The sequence below is a fragment of the Micromonospora sp. NPDC049274 genome (genome assembly GCF_040678875.1).
In the GTDB taxonomy this organism is placed as follows: Bacteria; Actinomycetota; Actinomycetes; order Mycobacteriales; family Micromonosporaceae; genus Micromonospora.
Map to the genome: position 1 here is coordinate 129,137 of NZ_JBFAQS010000019.1, position 20,066 is coordinate 149,202.

The following is a 20,066-nucleotide window of genomic DNA, read 5'->3' on the forward strand; positions in this document are numbered from 1 at the left end:
TCAGACCTGACCGGCTCTGCAGCAGCCTCAAGAGTCGGATAGCGGACCGTGCAGCACGTCTTCAAGGCGTGCTATTGCGGTGATCGCGACGGTGTCGACCCCAGCCCCAGTGCGGGTGACGATGCGACGAGCCACTCTGGTCGCCTCATCTGGGTTTGTCGCCTCGAACAGCAGCGGCACCAGGACGCGTACCGCGGCGCACCTGCCGTCGATGTCCTCCAGCAGCCGGGGGTGGCGTTCGATGAGCTGGGCCAGGCGGTGGTCGAGCACCGTGTCGAGCATTGGCTGTGCCTGTCGCTGTAGGGCCGCGCGCAGCTGAGCTTTGCCGTACGGCCGGCGCAGCAGTTCTGCCGGGTCGGCGCCGGCGCGGAACTCGGCCGCCAGTAGCGGGCCTGGATATCGTGGGTGTCGGAGTAGTTGCCACGCCCGGTCCACCGCCGCGCGGCCCGCCGGGTCCGCATCGAATGCGGCGACCAGGCCCTGCGCGGCACCGGGCAGCTCCCGCAGGATTGTGGCCTGCGTGTCGGTCAGGGTGGTGCCGCATGGTGCAAGGGCCACCGCTCCGGTCCGGCCAGACCGGGAGTAGGAAAGCCACACTGCGAGGACATCTGCGGGCCCTTCGACGAGAACCGGAGTCCACCCTGCGGCGACGCGGTCCTGCTGCTCCGCGAGGCCGAACAGCAGCTGTCTCTTGTTGTAGATCGCTGTCTGCGGGTTGTTGATGTACTTCGGGACGTCCTTTCCGGCGTCGGGGCCGGACCGGCCAAGGAATGCCACGGTGGTTCCGGCTGGGTCGCGTATTGGGAACATGACGCGGTCCCTGAATACGTCGATGAGTCGGTGCGGGTCCGTCCGTGTGCGGGTTGACAGGCCCGCGCCGACCAACTCCTCCGGCGCGAAGCCGGCGGCGCGCAAGTGACTGGTCAGCGAACTCCAGCTGGATGGGGCATACCCGACCCGCCATGGCCACTCCCGCTGCACGAGGACACCAAGACCGCGTTCGGTGAGATAGGTACGGGGGCCGTCGGCGTGCTCGAGCTGGGCACGGTAGTACGTCACCGCGGCCTCGACGGCCGCCAGCAGCCGTCCGGTCTCGAGCCCGGTGCCGCGTACCGGAGACGTCGGTTGGTTCAATCGAGGTGCGCCCATGGCCTACCTCCGATATCCAAGCTAGCTTCAGCCGGTCGGTCCTCGCCAGGAGCGCTGCGCCATCCGGTCCCGGCGGGCGGCACGGGTGTGCTGCGCCTGACGGGTCATTTCAGCGGTGGATGCGACGACGGCCGCGGTCAGTCGGTCGGCGCTTGGCTCGTCGTACCAGGGCAGCAGGTTGAGCATGGCCACCTTGACGCCGGTAGCGAACAACAGCGCCGAGCCCTTCGGCAGCGCCCTGATCCGCGCCGGGTCGAGGATGCGCTGCCGGCGCACCGACGTCTGGTACGAGGTGTGGCCCTTCCCGTCCCGAGTACGGGAGGCGACGGTGACATCGTGCTCACCGACGAGCCGGGACAGGTCCTCAGCGAACCGGGCGTCGTCGATGCCGGCGCCGACCAGCTTGACGGTGGCGGCCGACCACAGCGCGTCCATGCCCCGATCACCCCACACCCTGGTCCCTTGCCGGTAGGACTGGAGGATGGTCAGCGGGATGATGCCTCTGCTGCCGAAATGGCTGTACAGCTCGGGCAGATCCGCGATCTTGCAGATGTTCGCGGCCTCGTCCAGGCAAGCGACCAGCGGCGGATCGAGCCGGCCGCCGTGCGCCTCGGCAAGCGCCACCGCAGCGCGCAGCACCTGGTCGGTGAGGCCTGCAACGAGCGGTGCAGCCGCTCCCGCACCGTCTTTCGACAGCAGGTACAGCGTGTCCGAGCTCTCGACGAACGCCTCGACGTCCAGTGCCGGCAGCGGTAGGTCCGGTGGGGTGACCCAGGCCATGATGGTCGGATTGGCAAGGCACGCCGCGGCCGTCCGGGCGGTCTCGTAGAGCCCTTCGCGGGTCTCCGGTGCGCCGGCCTGCCGGCCGGACATGGCCCGCGCGGAGGCACCAAACCCGTGGCTCTTGAGGATCGTCGCGGGCTCCCGTGAGGTGGAGTCCGACAGCCACGCCTGCACCGAGGTGAGCGTGCGGCCTTCCAGCGCGGCGGCGAGGATGAGCGAGGTAAGCAGGTCCAGCGCGCCCTGGATCCAGAAGTCGTCGTTGCCTTGGGAGTTGCGGACCTGCTGGACGAAGTGGTTGGCCAGCCGGTGTGCGTCCTCGACGTCCTCCACCGCGCCGAGCGGGTTCCACCACCAGCGCTGCGGCACGTGGGCGATGGACTGCGGGTCGAACACCCACACGGTGCCACGGTCGGAGCGAACGGCTGCCGTCGTTGCCCACAGATCGGGCTTGTTACTGGTGGCGAGGGCCGCCCCCGGCGCGTTGAGGATCGACTGTACGGCCAGCGCGGTCGTCTTACCGGCGCGAGGCGCCATCACCGCGAGCACCACGTCCTCCCAGGAGGAGTAAAGCCGAGGCCCTGAGCCGCGGCGCCGCCGATGCGCCCCGAGCACGATTCCAGCGGCCTCAGCAGAGATCTCCTTCACCGCCGCATCCGCCAGGCCGTGCCGTAGACGCCGTGTCTTGGCGGCCACTGCCGGCAGCGTCATCGCCCGCACCTCAGTCGGGCCGGCCAGCGCCGGCAGCGGGTCCTCGGCGTCGGACTTACGCCCCTGCCACCACACCGCCGTGAGAATGGACAGGCCGACCAGCACCAGCAGCAGCACCGCGTAGACCAGACCGACGACGGTGGGAGACACCCCAGGCCACAACACCGACCATTCGGTACGCACCAGGTGTTCCAGGTACGCCGATCCGAAGCCGGGCCCAGTGGCTGGCCGCCCGGTCACGGCAGCGGCGAGTCGTCCGGCCAGCCAGGACAACCACATCAGGGCGATCACCGCCCACACCAGCCCGAGCACCAAGAACGGGGTGAGCGGTCCGCTGGCGGTGCCGCGCGGCTCGACGGGCCGGGTGTTCATGGCTGCGCCTGCCGGATCGCGGCGTCGGTGTCGTAGAGCTCCCACTCGTCGCCGACCAGGGTGAGCGATACCGGCAGTCCGTTGCGCTCACCGGTCTTGATCAGGTACTTGCCCCGGCCTGGGTGCACCGAGCCGGCGAACCATGCTTCCGGCGCGGCCCACGATGCCACCAGCTCGCGTTCGGGCCCGGACAGCTTGATCACCTCATTGACCCGGTTCAGTTCGCGGGGCGGCAGCCCGGCGAGGATCTTGATGGCGGACCGTTCGATGAAGCCTTGCGCTTTCGCCCGGTCCTCTGGAGTCGGTAGTGCGTCGAGGTCGGCGAGGGAGTGGGTGACCATCACGCTGGCCATTCCTCGCTGCCGGTTGAGCCGGGTGAGTGCATCGGCATGCTCGACGAGGCCGGATGCCCCGCGCAGTGCTCGCCACAGCTCGTCCATCACGCCGAGGTACTGCCGGCGCGGTGCCAGGCCCTGGTCGGCCAGGACCGAGGCCGCGTCGACCATCCCGAAGCCGTACGCCCAGGTGCACAACATTGCCGCGGCTACTAGTTGATCCCCGGCGGCGGCGACCTGGGAGATGTCAACGCTGACGGCCGGCGCGTTCAGATCCAAGGGCTTGGTGGTCGGGCCGTCGAACACCCCGCGAAGGCTGCCCTCGCAGAGCAGCGCCAAGGTGGGTACCAGCTGGTCGACGCGGCGGCGGTATTCGCCGTCGGTCCGGGCCCGGGCCGCGGTGAGCAGCTCGTCGGCGCCGGCTTCGACCAGGCTCAGCACGTCGGGCACCGTGGGGTCGTGGTCGAGGCGTTCAGCGAGTACGTCGATCGCCCGTCCCAGGATGATCTCTTCGGTGTTGTTGAGCGCCTGCCCTCGCACCAGGGCGCACAGCGCCAGTAGCAGCGACATGCGGCGGCCCCGGATCTCGAGGCGCAGTTGCCTAGCGTCAGCCCTGCCCATCCGGGCCAGCGCACTACCGAGAGGGCCGGAGTCGAGTGGGTTGAGCCGGTCCAGACCGCGTCCGACCCTGATGACCTGCCCGCCGAGGTGCTCGACGAGCCGGGTGTAGTCCGGCTTGGTATCGCCGAGGATCAGAGCGCTGGTGCCGAACCCGGTCATGCCGGTGATGAGTCGTTTGACCACTGTGGATTTGCCGACGCCGGGTTGGCCGAGGACGAACACGCCGGGGTTGGTGATGAGGCCTTCGCGGAGCCACTCGAGGGGGTCGAGGCAGACGACCTCGCCCCAGAGCATGTGTCGTCCGATTGGTACGCCAATGGTGGGTGCCCCGGATCCGGCGACGAAGGGGAACAGTCCGCAGAGCTGGACGGTGGTTCCCTGGTACTCCATGCCGGGGGAGATGTGGCTGGATCGGCCGGCGCCGGGTGCCCGTACACCCCATGCTGGCGCCGGCGCGACCGCATCTGCGGTGGCGGTGCTCTTCATTGATTTCTCCTGGTCATGCGGTCAGCGAGGCCAGTGGCGGGCCAGCTGCGGCGGGCATACTCCGCAGGGCAGAGTGGTGGCGAAGCCGGCGGCTTGGCTGGCGCGCAGCTGCCGTAGCCGGATCTTGGCTACGTCGGCGCGGGACTCCACGTCGGCGATGGCCCGGCCGAGGTCGTCGGCGGAGACGACGGTGGTGGTGACGAACAGCGACATCAGGCCCACCCCGGACCCGGTCGCTTCTTCCCGCGCGGTCTGCAGGGCGCGCTCCCGGTCGGCGTGGTCCCGCGCGGACTCGTCGCGCTTCTGCGCCCGGTTGTATGCCGCCCGGAAGGCTGCGGCGTTGACCTCGCTTTCCACGATCCGCGCGGCCTCCCCGGCGGGGAACGGCCGGTAGAGCAGCGAAACCCTCTTCGGGTACGGCCCGGGTGCCAGCAGCCGAGCGAGGACGTCGGCATGCACGTGCTGGCGAGGTGCCTCATGCCACGCCCACGACACCGACGTGCCGGAGTCGTGCACGTACCGGTCGAGGTGCTCCTCGGCCATCACGGGCCCGGCGGTGTCCCAGTCGAGCCAACGGGTCAGATCCAGGCCGGGAGTCGCCGCCAGGCGGGCCACCTCCCCACGGCTGGCGGGGTCGAACGCCGTCCGCACGATGGCCGAGATGGTCTGCGCGCTGGCCCGGCCGAGGACGGTGAGCCCGCAGCTGCCCAGGGAATCCTGCAGACCCGGCAAGGTCCGGCTGATCTCCTCCAGGGCCTCGTCGTGGTTCTTCGGCTTGCTGGGGGAGGCACCGGGCTTGAAGGTCACCGACACCCGGGTCTCCACGTCGGCAGCGGCCGCCGGAGATACCTCCACCAGCCGTTGTAGCACGCGCCGAGCTGATGCTGGCCCGTGCGGCACGATCCTCCGGCCGACGTGGTCGGCCAACCGTGAACCAGGGTCCGGCGCGGTGTCCACGGTGACGGTGACGTGGTCGACGATCGGTAGGTAGCCGAGGTTCGCCAACCAGCCGCCCCAGTTGGCCACCCACGCCGCGCTCGCGTCTGCGTCGGCCAGCCATGTCGACGTGGCCGCGCAGCGCAGCGTCACCGTCATGGTGCCCAACCGGCGGTTGTAGACCACGCCGTACTCGCCGGCACCCTCGTCCTCGACGGTCAGCAGGGTGGTCGGGGCGAGGACGCCCGGCAGTTGCCAAGCGTGCTCGCCGGCCACCATCACCCCGGAGCGGTACGAGGTGTAGCCGCGGCCGCTGCCGATCAGCCATCGCACACGTTGTGCGATTCCGGCTGACAGCGGCACCCAGTCCCATCGCAGGACCATCAGGACCACGATCAGCACACAGGGACCGGCGGCAACGGCCAGCGCCCGCAGCCCCATCGAGCCCGAGACGATCAGCACGGTGATGGCCGCGAGGACGGCGAAGGTCTGCGGCGGTCCGAGGCCGAACAGGCCCATGCCGCGCGCCCGCCGCCAACCCCCGTAGGTGCGGATCTGCGCCTGGTCGCTGCTCATGACGGCGTACTCCCGTCTCGCATAGCGGAGCTGGCCGTGGTCGCGCCCGCCTTCGCTGCCGTGGTACCGGCCTGCGCGGCCAGGACGGTGCCGATGACAACCGGCGCTGCCGGCCCGGTCGCGGCTCCCGTCGCCCCGGCGGTAGCCGTGCCGCCCCCAGCCGCCGCGCCGCCCGAGGCCGTAGCGCCACCACCGGCGGACGCGGTAGCGCCGGAACCGGCGGGCACGGTGGTCGTGGGCGTTACCGGACCCGGGACGCCGCTGGCGGTAGCGTTACCGGTGACCACGCTCGGCGCGTTACCAGTCGCACCCCCGCCGGAACCACCCGTCGGCGAGGGCGATGAGGGGGTCGGGATCGCGCCGGTCGGGCCGTTGCCGCCGCCGTTACCAGGCCCCCGGGAGTCCATGTACCGGGCATGGTCGCCGGCACTGTGACCGCCGACCGCTCCGCGTACCGAGGACGCGGCGTGCAGGCCTGCGGCCGCGCCGGCGCCGGCCATACCGAGCCCTCCACCTGCGGAGGCGACACCGCCGGTGAAGACCGTGAAGAACTTCATCAGCGCCGGTAGGGCGATCACGGACAGGGCCAGCATGCCGAGGCCCATCAGCCAGTCCCGTCCGTTGCCGCGCATCATCACGAACGAGGTGGCGTACACCGACACCGCCGCCGGCTTGTACAGCGTAAGTGCCAGCGACCAGCCGAGGGTCTTGTGCAGCCACTGACTGGTGCCTCTGGTGATGGAGCCGGCCGCTGCCAACTGAAGCAGGCCGGCCAGGATGACCACGGCGCCTTCGCGGAAGACCATCAGGATGGTCTGCACCACGGCGGCGAGGATGACGACGACGCCGACCAGGATCATCACGAACGGCGCCACTTTGGCGCCGGGAAGCAGTAATGCTCCAAGCGCGGCGCTCATCGCCTCGTTGGGTGGCTCGTTGGACTCTTTGAAGATCGCTTCGTTCAGCAACCACATCGAGTAGCTGTCGCCGGCCTTGAGGATCAGGTGGGTGCCGGCGACGCCGACGCTGCCCCAGAGGGCGGTGTTCCAGACTCCCCGAACCGCCTGTAACAGCGGCGCGCCCTTGCGGATGACGACGATGGTGATGCCCTGCCACACCAATCCGGCGACCAGGACCAGGATCATGATAGGCAGCATGAAACCGCGCAGCTGCTGCGCTGGCCCGGCCGCCCCATTGCATTGGGACACCCAGTCGGTCGCCCACTGCCCCGGGTCGGACCCGCTGGTCGGGCACAGGTTGTTCGACGGTATGAGCGTCCAGCTGGTCAGCAGGCCGGCGACCCACTGGATGGCGTCCTTCACCGCGCTGGCCAATCCCTCAAGGATTGTGTTGACCATCGAGTCGCGGGCCTCGACGCCGGTGTTGATTCCACCGACGATGGCACCGGTGCAGGTTGCGGGCATGAAGGGGTTACAGAGAGGCATGAGGTCACCCGCCTGCGCTGAAGGGAAGGAACATGGCGGTGTAGGGATCCAGGACGACGGTCACGGCCTCGTCGAACGTCCCGCCGGCGGGCGCCAACAGCGCCCAGTCCGAACCGGTCCAGCGCACACGCACCTCGGTGCTCACCATCAGCGAGCTACCCGAGCCGTCCGGCGCCTCGGTCAGCAGGCGCAGGACGACCTCGTCGTCGGTGTAGCTGACGATCCGGTAGCCGAGCAAGGTGGCGTTCAGGCGCCCGACCGGCTGCCCGTCCGCCGCGCCGGCTTGGCCGCGCAGCTCGTCGTACGCCTGCTCGACCTGGACCCGCATCGCGGCCGCGTCGGCTCCGACGACCTGGGTCCGTAGCGTGGGCTCGAATACGGCCGGCCCGACCTGCGGGTTGACGCGCACGACGATGTGTACGGCGGCCAGCACCGCGCCGCCGGGATCGTGTGCGAAGCCGCGAGCCTGCCCCTCGCTGGAGATGCGGGGACCGGACTGGCTCGACACGGGCACCGAGACTCCCGCGACGTCAACCCAGTCCAAGTCCTGGGGCAGGACTGGCCGCCCATTGGTGGCAGTCTCGGGGTGGACCAGAATCGGGTCCAACGGCGGGGTGGCAGGGCGACTGGGTCCTGCGTCGCACGCCACCGCTACGGCCGCAGCGCCGAGCACCGTCGCAGCGGCCAAACAGAGGGCGGTGACCCGGCGGCGCGTGGTGCGGCGGGCACGGGTGACGACGTCGTAAGTCATGGCTCAGCCCGGCAGGACTGCGCCGACGACCACGGCCGCGACCGCGCCGCACGTGAGTCCGGCCAGCACCCAGGGGATGCCAGCCGCCCCGTCGGCTGCGAAGGCCGATCGGTTGCGGCGCCCGACGGCCATCATGATCCCGCAGACGAGCAGGCCGCCGACGCCAGCGACGATCAGGATCCACTTCATCCAGCCGATGAACAGGTTCCCGGTGGCCTCAAGGCCGGGTGGGGCAGCCGGCGGGGGCGTAGGGGCGGCCAGGGCGTCGAACGCAGCCCCAGCGAGGTAGTAAGCAAACACAAGAGTCTCCCAAAGGTCATGACGCCCTCGGTTGGGCATCTGCCGTGGACCTTCGTCGGGTAGGGCTGACGGCAGGGTTGACGCTGGCATTGCTGCCATCGTTACCGCCGCCACCAGCGGCGACTGGCAGCGGTAACGGCCTTCGCAACTCGGCACCGTCGTGGCCATGAACGCGCGATCTCGAGCAGCAGCGGCAGTCGCCCTGACGTTGGCCGTTGCCGGCTGCACCAACGACGGACAGCCGGTGCCGACCAGGCCGAGCACAACCGCCCTCGGTTCGGCTGACGTCGCCGCCCCAGTGCCACCGCCGACGCAGCCCGGCTTCTCGTACACCGACCCCGGCGAGGTGTGCACCCGGTTCACCGCAGCCCTCTACAGCGCCGACACGCGGCGAGACGCCGGACCGAGCGACGCCTACCAGCGCGCCGTCCACTACGCCAGCGGCGCCTTGGCCGGACAGAGACAGGCCGTCAGGCGGGACGGCCGCTGGGCTACCTGGGCCGAACACCGGGCATACGTCGAGGCGGTCGTTGAGCCGTTCGTCGACGCACTGCAGCCAGCAGACACGCCGATCACCGCGCGGCGCGCGGCTCGGGTAACCGCAACGCCCCTTGGCGAAGACGGCTGGCGCGGCTGGACCGAACACAGCCTGCTCGACTGCACCCTGCGCCGCGGCGGCCCGGACGGATCCGCCTGGCGGGTCACCGGGTACGAGATCCGCCAGGCAGGCCTGCGATGACCCGGCGGTGGCCGATCCTCGCCGGCGGACTCGCTGTTGTGGTCCTGGCACCGCTTGCGCTGATCGTGTTCGTCGCCCTCGCGATGCTCGGAGCGAGCCCGGCGATGGGCTGCACCATCAACCCGCCCAGCGTCTCGCCCGGTGCCACAGCCGCACCGAACGACTGGGCCGGTCAGGGCTCCTGGACCTCCGAGCAGGTCGGCAACGCCGCCATCATCGTGTCCGTCGGCGCCGAGCTGCACGTGCCGCGTTACGGCTGGGAAATCGCCGTGGCCACCGCCATGCAGGAGTCGACCCTGCGCAATTTGGGCCACCTCGGCGCCGACAACGACCACGACTCACTCGGGCTGTTCCAGCAGCGACCCAGCCAAGGCTGGGGCACCCCCGAACAGATCCTCGAACCCCGCTACGCCGCCCGGAAGTTCTACGAGCGGCTGGTCAAGGTCGACGGCTGGCAGACCATGCCGCTCACTCGGGCTGCGCAGGCCGTGCAGCGCTCGGCGTTCCCCGACGCGTACGCGAAGTGGCAGCCCGAGGCCCAGCGGCTGGTCGCCCTGATCAGCGACGGCTTGAACATCGTCTGCACAAGCGACGGCGGGGACGGGCTGCCGCCTCTAGACGATGCCGGCCTTCCCGACGGGTACCTACTGCCGTCTGACCCGCAGCTGCGGGCAGTCGTCTCCTTCGCACTCGCCCAGAGGGGCAAGCCCTACGTCTGGGGCGCCGAAGGGCCGGACAGCTACGACTGTTCGGGGCTGATGAAGGCGGCCTGGGCCAAAGGTGGCGTGCAGATCCCTCGGGTTACCGCCGACCAGGTACATGCCGGCGTCGGTGTCCCTGCACTGGCCGTGATGCGACCCGGCGATCTGATCTTCATCCCCGGCTCAGACGGCACGATGGATCGGCCGGGCCATGTCGGGATGTACATCGGAACCGACCGGAGCGGCAGCCAGTACCTCGTCCAGGCGCCGAAGACCGGCGACGTTGTAAAGGTCGTTCCAGTCAGCTACTGGAGCCGGCAGGTGGCCGCTATCCGCAGGCCAATTCCGCACTGATGCACCATTACGGTAGTCGATCGCAGAGATGATCGGTGGGGTCTGCTGCACCGATAGGTGACAGTTTCAGTCACGCGGCCTGACTGGGCGGTGGGGTCATGATGGTCTCGTAGTCGATAGGGGTCAACCGGGACAGGGATCGTTGGCGTCGGCGGCGGTGGTAGGTCCGCTCGATCCAGGTCACGATCGCGGTCCTGAGCTGTTGCCGGGTGGTCCAGGTTCGGCGGTCGAGGACGTTGTTCTGCAGCAGGCCGAAGAAAGACTCCGTGGAGGCGTTGTCGCCGGCGGCGCCGACTCTGCCCATCGACCGGGTCATGTGGTGCTGGTTGAGGAACGGACAAACTTTCGGCTTCGGAATTGCGATCCGCAGTCGGTGTGCAGCACGCAGCCGGCCACGTCACCGCGGCGGGCTACGGCGTTGTGCAGGGCGTTGACGGCCAGCCTCGACTTCATCCGTGCGTCGATGGAGTAGCCGACGATCCGGTTGGACCACACATCCTTGATGGCGCATAGGTAGAGCTTGCCTTCGGCGGTGCGGTGTTCGGTGATGCCGGCCAGCCATAATCGATTCGGGCCGTCCGTGGTGAAGTCGCGGCGCACCAGATCGTCGTGCACTGGCGACCGACCTTGCCGCCCTTGCCCCGACGTTTCTTCTTGCTGAACGCGCTGAACCAGCCCATGCGGGAGCAGATTTTCCAGGCGCTGGCTGGCCAGCAGTGCGGGCCTCGTCGGCCAGGAACCGGTAGCCGAACTCCGGGTCATCGCGATGGGTGTCGAACAACGCGTCTGCCCGATACGCCTCAGCCAGTTCAGCGTCGGTGACACGCGGGCAAGCCACCGGTAGTAGGGCTGACGAGCGGTGTGCAATACCCGGCATGTCACCGCCACGGAGATACCGTCGGTGGCCAGCTCGCTCACGAGCGGTAAAGCCTTTCCCGGTAAATGCGTCTGTGACAGGTACGCCGGGGCCCGGTGCGGGACCTCGTTCTCCTGCTCCTGCAGCTTGATCCGCTTTCGGGCCTCACGCGCGACGCCGTGAGCAACGCTTCCTCTGTGGTGACCTCTTCGACGAATTCGAAGCGTCATGCACGAGTCGCTCAAGCCTCAGAAGCTGTGACGTCCGCACGCGCTGAAGCCGCGTGCATGCTGCAGCCGCCGAGCCCACGTAGCCGGCGGCCGCCGGCCTGGTCAAGCAGGTTTACCCTCCCGGTATGACGGACGTCGTGGCACCGAGTGCGGGAATGGTGATCAGCATCCGGACGCGACGCGACGTCGTCGTAGTCAACCCGGAGCGGTTCATGGCCGCAGCACGCCAGGCGCTGTGTGCGACCGCAACCCGGGTCTGACCGATGCGGATGAGGCCGAGGCGGTTGACGACGGCGCCGTCTGCCGTCTGCAAACCGTGTCGTCGGCCTGGCTGAAAGCCCGGTGGGCCGACGTTGAAGCCTACGACGCTCGGCAAGCGGACTGGCAGCGCATCGACGACTTCGAGCTCGACTCCGTCGAGCGGAGCGCGGTTCTCACCGTCTACTCCGCCCTCTGCACCAGCCGGCGGCGGCGAGGAACATGCTTCGCGCTGCCGTGGGTGCTGTGCCTTGCCTCCACGTGGAGGGCGTTTTCGGGCATGTAGAGGTTGCTCCCCGTGTTTTTGGGCGTGCTGTTGCACACTCGGTGGCGGCACAGTGAAGCAGCCAAGTCGGCGTCCAAGAACGTCGTGAATTGGTTGAGGTGTCCAGTTCGGGGATTCATGGCGGGCCTGACCAACCATGACGATCTTTCGTTATGCATCCGTGACCTGCTCCTGCCGGGGACGTGAAACATTGTTCGCGCCACCGGGTGCGCGACCTAACACCCTGCGTGGCTTTCGTCGGTCACCACTCAGGCTGGGGTTCGAATGGTCAAGCACGGGGGATCGCGGCTGCAGACACGTCGCAGACGTCTCGTCGCACTCCTCACAGTGGCAATGGTTGCTGCGGGAACGCTGACGGCGACGTCAGCGGCAGCGAATCCGGGCACCGGCGCCCGCCCGCCCGCACCGTCACCGGGCAGATCAGTCAAGGGCGTCACGCCCCTGCCCGCGAAGTTCGTGAATCCGCGCGATGCGGCGAAGAAAAATCACCGGCCGACGCGGACAGCTTGGCCGAAGGCTACGACGGCGCGGGTCGACCTGGCCGCCACCAGCGCGCGTGCCGCAACGCCGGCAAGGATCCGCGCTACGGGAACCCCCGTCTGGGTGCAGCCGGTAGCCAAGCCGGGCACCTCCTACGCGGGCCCGCAGCGCATCGACGTGCGCGTGGCCGACCGCGCGGCGACCGAAGCGGCCGGTATCGACGGCGTCATGATTAGTGTCACTCCACCAGCAACGCCGCCAGACTTGGCGATGGCTACAAACGCAACGGTACGGGTTGGCATCGACTACGCCGATTTCGCCGAGGTGTACGGGGGCAACTACGGATTCCGGCTGAAGCTGGTCCGGCTGCCCGCCTGCGCATTGAGCACCCCGAACCAGGCGCAGTGCCGTGCCGTCGAACCGCTTCACTCGACCAACGACGCCAGGGCGAGGACGGTCTCGGCTGAGATCCCGGTGAGCAGCACCATAGGGCAGGCCGCGGTGCTGGCAGCGGTCGCCGGTGCTGGCGACGAGGGCGCTGCCGGTGGCACCTACGCGGCCACGGACCTCAAGCCGTCCGGCTCATGGAACGCAGGCGGCAGCACAGGTTCGTTCAGCTATTCCTACCCGCTGACCGTGCCGCAGGCCCGTTCGAAGCTGGCTCCGCAGTTGGCTTTGTCGTATGACTCGGGCGCCGTGGACGGGCAGACCGCCGCCACCAGCGCGCAGGCCTCCTGGGTGGGTGACGGCTGGTCGTCACCCCGCAACTACGTCGAGCAAACCTTCGTGTCCTGCAACGACGACCCAGGAGGCAGCGCATCGCCGACGGAGACCTCCGACCGCTGCTACACCGGGCCCATCCTCACGCTGTCCTTGAACGGCTCATCGACCGCCATGGTCTGGGACTCCGGCAAGAAGACATGGAAGCTCCAGAACGACAACGGCTCTGTCATCACCCAGGTGACCAACTCCAACAATGGCAGCGGCACCTACAACACCGACTACTGGCGAGTGACCGAGCCCGACGGCACCGTGTACGAGTTCGGCCGTAACCGGCTGCCCGGTTGGGTCGCCAACAAACCAGAAACCAAGTCGGTGGACTACACACCGGTCTACTCACCCCACGCAGGCGACCCCTGCTACGACTCGGCCGGCTTCACCTCGTCGGTCTGCACGATGGCGTACCGGTGGAACCTGGACTACGTCAAGGACGTTCGCGGCAACGCCATGGCCTACTACTACAACCAGGCCACGAACTACTACGGCCGCAACGAGGGCGCCACCGATGCGCTCTACATCCGCGACAGCTGGCTCACACGCATTGACTATGGCTTCACCGACAACAACGCCTACGGCACAGTGCCAAACCAGGTTGTCTTCAAGGCCGATGACCGCTGCCTCTCCGGTACCTGTCAGCCCCTGAACGCCGCCAACAAGGCCAACTGGCCGGATGTGCCCTTCGACCTCATCTGCAGTCAGGGCACTGACTGCAAGGCGTGGAGCCCGTCGTTCTTCTCCACCGTCCGGCTCACCTCCATCCAGACGCAGCAGTACGACGTGGCCGCCGCCAAGCACCTACCGGTGGACACCTACGCGCTGGCACACACCATGCCGCCGACCCTCGACGGCACCGCCCCCACCCTGTGGCTGACGTCGATCACCCGAACCGGCCACGACCTGACGTCGGGCGGCTCAACTGCACCGATCACCTTGCCGTCGGTGTCGTTCACTGGTGTGAAGCTACCTAACCGGGTCGACACCTCCGGCGGCCTGCCCTCGTTCGTCCGGCAGCGCATCGAAACGGTGACCACCGAGACCGGTTCGGTCATCACCGCCAGCTACGAACTGCCCGTGCCTTGTACCGCGCCGGTCAGCGTCAGTCCGGCGGCCAACACCAAGTCCTGCTATCCGGTCTACTGGACCCCCGACGGGTTCACCAGTCCGCTGCGCGACTGGTTCCACAAGTACGCCGTCACCCGCGTCACCGCCACCGACCCCACGGGCGGAGCAGCCGCCACCTCGACCAATTACAAGTATCTCGGCGGCGCCGCCTGGCGGTACGACGACAACGAAGTGGTCAAGGCCAAGTACCGCAGCTACGGCCAGTTCCGCGGCTACGGCACGGTCGAAACCCGCAACGGCGACGGAACCAACGACTCGTACACGCTGACGGCCTCCACGTACTACCGCGGCATGTCGAAGAACAACAACACCACGGTCGTCAACGTCACCGACTCGGCCGGCGGTGTTCACGAGGACCGCGACCAACTCGCGGGTCGAGAGTTGGAAACCACCGCGTACCGCGGTGACGGTGGCCCTGTCGAAACGTCCACCGTCACCTCCTACTGGGTGTCGCAAGCAAGCGCGACCCGGGCCCGCACCGGTCTACCCGCGCTGACCGCCAACAAGATGGCACCAATCCAAACCTGGACCCGCCAAGCGGTCACCAGCACCGGCACGACCACCTGGCGCTACAACCAGACCGACAAGACGTACGACACGTCGGTCGACTCGCCTACCTTCGGCCTGCTCAAGCACACCTACGAGCACATCGTGCCGGCCACCGCCGCCTACGACCGATGCACCACCACCTCGTACGCGCCTGCGAATGACACCAAGAACATCCTCGGACTGATCAGCCAGATCGAGACGGTCTCCGTGGCCTGCGGTGGCTTCACCCAAGGATCGCCCGCCTCCGAACCCGGCAGCGTCAACACTCTCACCGCACCGTCAGCCGTCAACCGGCCGACGCAGGTCGTCTCCAACGTACGGACCTACTACGACGACCCAACCTTCGCGACCGCTTTCCCGCAGACCAGCGCCCCGACCAAGGGCGACGTCACCATGGTCCGCAAGGCAACCGACTACACCGCAGGCGCCTACGAGTATCAAACCAGCGACCGCGCCGACTTCGACGCCTATGGCCGTGGCACCGCAGCCTACGACGCGAACGGCAACAAGACCACGACCACCTACACCGACAATGCCGTCGGCCTCACCACTGGGATCTCCACCACCAACGCCGAGGGCCACACCTCGTCGACAACCATCACACCGATGCGCAGCCTCACCACCGTCACCACCAACGCCAACCTCATTTCCACCCGCCGGCAATTCGACGCCATCGGTCGGGTCAAAGCGGTATGGACAGCCGGCCGCGCCGTCAGCAATCCGCCACACCACCGCTACACCTACACCCTGCAGAAGACCGGACCGACCGCGACGACCACCGAGACGTTGAACAATAGCGGCGGCTACGCGACCTCTACCGTCATCTACGACGCGCAGCTGAGGGTGCGGCAGACGCAGGGCACCAGCCCGGCGGGCGGCCGCATGATCACCGACACCTTCTACGACAGTCGCGGCTGGGTGCGCGCCACCTACAACGGCTGGTGGGACGCGGCAGCCAACCCCGGCACCACCCCCGTCTCCGCCGCTGACCTCAAGAAGACGGTCTACAACCAGACCTTCAACACCTACGACGGCGCCGGCCGGATCATCCTCACCGAGAACGCCCGGGACAACCAGGTCGTCTCCTCCACCAGGACCGTCTACAACGGCGATCGAACCACGGTCATCCCACCCACCGGCGGCACGACCACCGCCACCACCACCGACCCGATGGGTCGCACCGAGAAGCTCCTCCAGTACACCTCGACGCCCACGCTGAACAGTCCAGCGAATCCCTACACCGGGACCTACTACCTGACCGGCGGCACCACCGTCGCAACCAGCTACGGCTACGACGAACGCGGTAACCAGTCGAGCCTCACCGACGTAGGCGGCAATATTTGGACCAGCCAATACGACCTACTTGGCCGGGTGACTAGCAAGACCGACCCAGACGCCGGCACGAGCAGCACGAGATATGACGGGGCCGGCAACGTCACCGAAGCCACCGACGCCCGCCGCAAAACCGTCTCGTACACCTTCGACAAGATCAACCGCAAGACCGGTAGCTTCGCCGCACCCGTCGCGAATCAGGCACCCGCTAACCAACTCGCTTCCTGGGTGTACGACAACGACAACGCTGCCATCGCGAACATGACAAACCCCGTCGGGAAGCTGACCACGGTCACCGCCTACCGCAACAACGCCGCCTACATCACTCAATACAACGGCTTCAACGCCTTCGGCTCGTCCACCGGAGAAACGATCACCATCCCGGCGGCCGAAGGGGTGCTGCTTGCCAACACCTACACCTTCGGCCACGGCTACCTGGGCGTGACCGGCCGGCCGTACAGCAACACCTACCAAGCCAAGGGCGGCCTGCCGTCGGAAACCGTCACCTATGGCTACACCGGCGCCCTCGAGCTGCCGAACACGGCCAGCAGCCTCCTCGGCACCTACGCCAACGCGACCTACTACGACGCCTGGGGTCGGGTGACCGGTGGCGGAATCAACGCGAGCAACAGCCAGGCGACCCTGACAAACATCTATGACGAGCACACCAGCCGGCTAAAGCAGCAGAAGGTCACCAAGACGACGACCACCACCACGGACGTCGGCCAGAAAAACTACGAGTACGACCAGTTCGGCAACATCACCAAACAGGTCGAGACCCGATACGAGCCCGCCACCACGGCGGAGACCCAGTGCTACTCCTACGACTCGCTGCGCCGCCTGACCTCCGCCTGGACGGCCACCGACAACTGCGCACTCGCACCCAGCACCGGCAACCGCTCAATGGTCGGCAGTGGCGTCGGCTCCACCAGCGCCTACTGGACCGAATGGTCCATGGACCCGCTCGGCAACCGCAAGAGCCAGAAGCAGTACTCCCTCAGCGGCGGCACCGACACCACCACCAACTACACCTACAACGGCAACGGCAAGAACCAACCCCACACGCTGACCAGCACCACCACCACCGGCGGCCTGACCGGCGCCACGGCCTACAGCTACGACCCGTCGGGCAACATGCTCACCCGCACCGCGGGCCAGGGCTCCCAAACTCTCACCTGGGACGACACCGGCGAGCTGAGCGCCGTCACCGGCGGCACGGACGGCGACAGCTCCTTCATCTATGACGCCGACGGCAACCTACTCATCCAGAAGGACCCAGGCGCCACCACCCTGTACCTGCCGGGGCAGCAGATCACCCTCAACACCAATACGCAGACCCTCAGCGGCGTGCGTTACCACTCCCTGCCCAACGGAGCGACCGCCACCCGCAAGGGCAGCGGTACCAATTACAGCTACATGATCCCCGACCACCAAGGCACGCCCAGCCTCTACCTCAACAACACCGCCCAGATGCCAACTTGGCGCCAGTACACCCCCTACGGTGCTCCCCGCGGAGCCACCGTCACCGCACCGGACAACCGCGGCTTCCTCAACCAACCGCTCAACACCAACAGCGGGCTAACGCAGGTAGGCGCACGCAACTACGACACCGCCATCGGCCGATTCGTATCACTCGATCCGCTCCAAGATCTGACCGACCCCCAGCAGTGGAACGGCTACGCCTACGCCAACAACTCACCGGTCACCTCCAGTGACCCCAGTGGCCTCATCCCCGCCGACTGCGCCGAACACGACTGCTACGGCTACAGCCCCACCAAGGGATGCCCCGGAGGCTGCGGAACCCCAGAGAACGAAACCTGGGGCAAGAGCCGCGGATACAAGGGCAGCGCGCCCACCAGGCGAAACGACCCGAGGGTCCTCGGCAAGGTGATCCGGGTGCCTGTGACGGTGCCGTTGGAGGAGTTCACCCGCCGATGGAACGAGCAGCGAGCCGAGGCCCTCGGAGGGTCGGCGTTTAACAACGACGAGTTGCAAGCCCAGGATGAACGAGCCCTCGCCATGAGGATCTGCCACGAAATGGGGCGCCCTGGCGGCTGCCAACAATGGATCGAGGAACTCTACAACCCGTACATCGACTTTCTGGCTGCGAACCTGCCCAGCGACGACATGATTCCCGGTGGAGTCGGCGCGCTCGGCGCAGCGGCCAGCGCGGGACGCGTCACTGGAGCCGGGGCCGCAGGCAGACCCGCTGTCAGCGGCGGGTGCAAAAGCTTCAGCGGTGACACCAAGGTCCTGATGGCCGACGGCACCACCAAGCCGTTGGACGAGATTAAAGCCGGCGACGAGGTCCTCGCCTCCGATCCACAAAATGGTGAACAAGGTCCGCGAGCTATCGAAAACGTCTGGGTCCACCCTGACGAGCTAGTAGACATCGAGATCGGCGGAGCGGTCCTAACGACCACCGAGGACCACCCGTTCTGGAACCACACCGACCGCCAATGGCAACGGGCAGATCAACTGGACCGCGGCGACGCGGTACTCGGTCCCGATGGACTCGTCGAAACCACCGGCAGTCTCCGCCCCTCGTCAACTCGTACGGCTCTGGCCTATAACCTAACCGTCGGTGGCATCCACACGTACTATGTGCTCGCCGGCAACACACCCGTGCTGGTGCACAATACAGGGCCGGGCGGTTGTATCCCCGGCTATGAGAACCCCGGACATCATGATCCACATGGTGGACCGAATCCGTACAACCCCAATAAGGGTGTCTTGCCGGCCGACGCGGAAGCGCAGTTCCAGAAAAGTGTTCTTGTTGACGGGACGCGTTGGACGAAAATCGGTTCCGGCAAGAAGGCCGTCTATTATAGATATTCCAACGATGAACATGGAAATTGGCACTGGAGTGGTGGCTCCAATGGTGTTGACAATCGGGGTAATCCGGTAGAGATTCCCTTGAATCATATTCCTATTCAGGTCCGGCGGGGGTAAGGGTTGAGATTTCTAGACGATGACGGCCGATTCGGGTTGCTGGTGAGCCCTCTCTCTGGTCACCGAATGTTCCGCTTCCAGATCATCGTGGATGGCCAGCTGGTGGGCGATAGTGAGGGCTGCATCCTCGGCTCAGTGATGACGCAGCTCAAGAATCGGCCACATATCGACGACAGAAGGCTCGACTTGCTCGACACTGATCCTACCGAATTTATGGAACTGCTGGCTTATGATGAATTCCTGCATGACTCGACCATGATGTCGAGCGTCGAGTCACTGGATCGATGGACGGTATATAGCTACGTACGTGCAGGGCAGTTCACCATCGTCGCGCAAGAGATATTGACGCAGGCGTATAGCCCCATTTTTGTCGCAAAAATTGATGAAGGCAACTTCAACTCCATAGTTGATGTGACCCGAGCCTATTGGTTGAATTCTCAATGACAAGGTAAGGGGTTTCGTTTTGCTGTGGCGTATCGGGCAGCGCTGATTCTGGCCTGCCGGGAGTCAGGATTTCGGGTGTCGCAGAGTGCTCGTGTGATTGCACAGCGCGCTGAACGTCGTTGATGTTCGCTGGGGTTGCGGTCAGGGCTGATGTCAGACGCATGGTAGATATGCGCATACATCGATCTGACGGCAACCGGTCGCGGTCAGCTCCGCTTGGGTCATTTGGTGGTGTGCCGCGGTGCGGCGTCGATCGCCGGTAGAGGTTCAGGGCTCAGTCACCCAGGCGATCGTCACGGCCTGGATCGTTCGGCCTCGTGGTTGCTGGCTCGATGGTGGTGGTGTGCGCGCGGGGCCGTAGGCCGTAGCGCGTGCGCGCGGCCCGGCTTTGGTCGGGCCGCTTCTTGATCCTGTATAGCTCTTCTTAGAGCGCGTTTCACATTGCTGTCAGTCGGGTGTGTTGTAGGTGAGGCGTTGTTGGCGGGTGGCGGGTTCGCCTCGGGTGAGACGGCGGAGCATGC

Annotated in this window: 13 protein-coding genes and 1 pseudogene; 6 read left to right on the plus strand and 8 right to left on the minus strand. The window is 67.1% G+C overall.

The window, feature by feature from the left end:
* Window positions 1-27 precede the first annotated feature (27 nt).
* From AB0K10_RS28225 to AB0K10_RS28255, 7 genes are all read right to left on the minus strand, one after another.
* Entirely contained in the window at window positions 28-1,149 is a 1,122-nt protein-coding gene (locus tag AB0K10_RS28225; RefSeq protein ID WP_363688390.1) for a toprim domain-containing protein, read from the minus strand.
* 27 nt (window positions 1,150-1,176) lie between these two features.
* Entirely contained in the window at window positions 1,177-3,012 is a 1,836-nt protein-coding gene (locus tag AB0K10_RS28230; protein WP_363688392.1) for a TraM recognition domain-containing protein, read from the minus strand.
* Window positions 3,009-4,454: a hypothetical protein gene (locus tag AB0K10_RS28235; protein WP_363688393.1), complete on the minus strand. Its 1,446-nt coding sequence runs from the start codon at window positions 4,452-4,454 to the stop codon at window positions 3,009-3,011. Before AB0K10_RS28235 ends, AB0K10_RS28230 begins: the two co-directional genes overlap by 4 nt.
* A gap of 21 nt (window positions 4,455-4,475) precedes the next feature.
* Window positions 4,476-5,966 carry an SCO6880 family protein gene (locus AB0K10_RS28240; RefSeq protein ID WP_363688395.1) on the minus strand — a complete coding sequence of 497 codons (1,491 nt, stop codon included), beginning with the start codon at window positions 5,964-5,966 and terminating at the stop codon, window positions 4,476-4,478.
* Entirely contained in the window at window positions 5,963-7,411 is a 1,449-nt protein-coding gene (locus AB0K10_RS28245) for a hypothetical protein (RefSeq protein ID WP_363688397.1), read from the minus strand. Before AB0K10_RS28245 ends, AB0K10_RS28240 begins: the two co-directional genes overlap by 4 nt.
* 4 nt (window positions 7,412-7,415) lie before the next feature.
* Window positions 7,416-7,925 carry a hypothetical protein gene (locus AB0K10_RS28250; RefSeq protein ID WP_363688399.1) on the minus strand — a complete coding sequence of 170 codons (510 nt, stop codon included), beginning with the start codon at window positions 7,923-7,925 and terminating at the stop codon, window positions 7,416-7,418.
* Window positions 7,926-8,165: 240 nt separating this feature from the next.
* Entirely contained in the window at window positions 8,166-8,462 is a 297-nt protein-coding gene (locus AB0K10_RS28255; protein WP_363688401.1) for a hypothetical protein, read from the minus strand.
* 160 nt (window positions 8,463-8,622) lie between these two features.
* Here AB0K10_RS28255 and AB0K10_RS28260 point away from each other — a divergent pair, with 160 nt between their 5' ends.
* Window positions 8,623-9,201 (plus strand): hypothetical protein, encoded by a 579-nt coding sequence (locus tag AB0K10_RS28260; RefSeq protein WP_363688403.1) that lies wholly within the window; start codon window positions 8,623-8,625, stop codon window positions 9,199-9,201.
* Window positions 9,198-10,256 (plus strand): C40 family peptidase, encoded by a 1,059-nt coding sequence (locus AB0K10_RS28265; protein WP_363688405.1) that lies wholly within the window; start codon window positions 9,198-9,200, stop codon window positions 10,254-10,256. The genes AB0K10_RS28260 and AB0K10_RS28265 overlap by 4 nt, the downstream gene beginning before the upstream one ends.
* 70 nt (window positions 10,257-10,326) lie before the next feature.
* Here the strand turns inward: AB0K10_RS28265 and AB0K10_RS28270 are convergent.
* Window positions 10,327-11,282 (minus strand): annotated as a pseudogene (locus tag AB0K10_RS28270) (IS3 family transposase); the annotation flags it as partial.
* Window positions 11,283-11,467: 185 nt separating this feature from the next.
* Here AB0K10_RS28270 and AB0K10_RS28275 point away from each other — a divergent pair.
* The 4 genes from AB0K10_RS28275 (at window position 11,468) to AB0K10_RS28290 (ending at window position 19,545) form a co-directional block, all read left to right on the plus strand.
* Complete coding sequence (locus AB0K10_RS28275) at window positions 11,468-11,602, plus strand: hypothetical protein (protein WP_363688407.1); 135 nt, start codon at window positions 11,468-11,470, stop codon at window positions 11,600-11,602.
* Entirely contained in the window at window positions 11,578-11,886 is a 309-nt protein-coding gene (locus AB0K10_RS28280; protein ID WP_363688409.1) for a hypothetical protein, read from the plus strand. Before AB0K10_RS28275 ends, AB0K10_RS28280 begins: the two co-directional genes overlap by 25 nt.
* Before the next feature lie 333 nt (window positions 11,887-12,219).
* Window positions 12,220-19,101 (plus strand): polymorphic toxin-type HINT domain-containing protein, encoded by a 6,882-nt coding sequence (locus AB0K10_RS28285; RefSeq protein ID WP_363688432.1) that lies wholly within the window; start codon window positions 12,220-12,222, stop codon window positions 19,099-19,101.
* 66 nt (window positions 19,102-19,167) lie between these two features.
* Window positions 19,168-19,545: a hypothetical protein gene (locus AB0K10_RS28290; protein WP_363688411.1), complete on the plus strand. Its 378-nt coding sequence runs from the start codon at window positions 19,168-19,170 to the stop codon at window positions 19,543-19,545.
* Window positions 19,546-20,066: the final 521 nt, after the last annotated feature.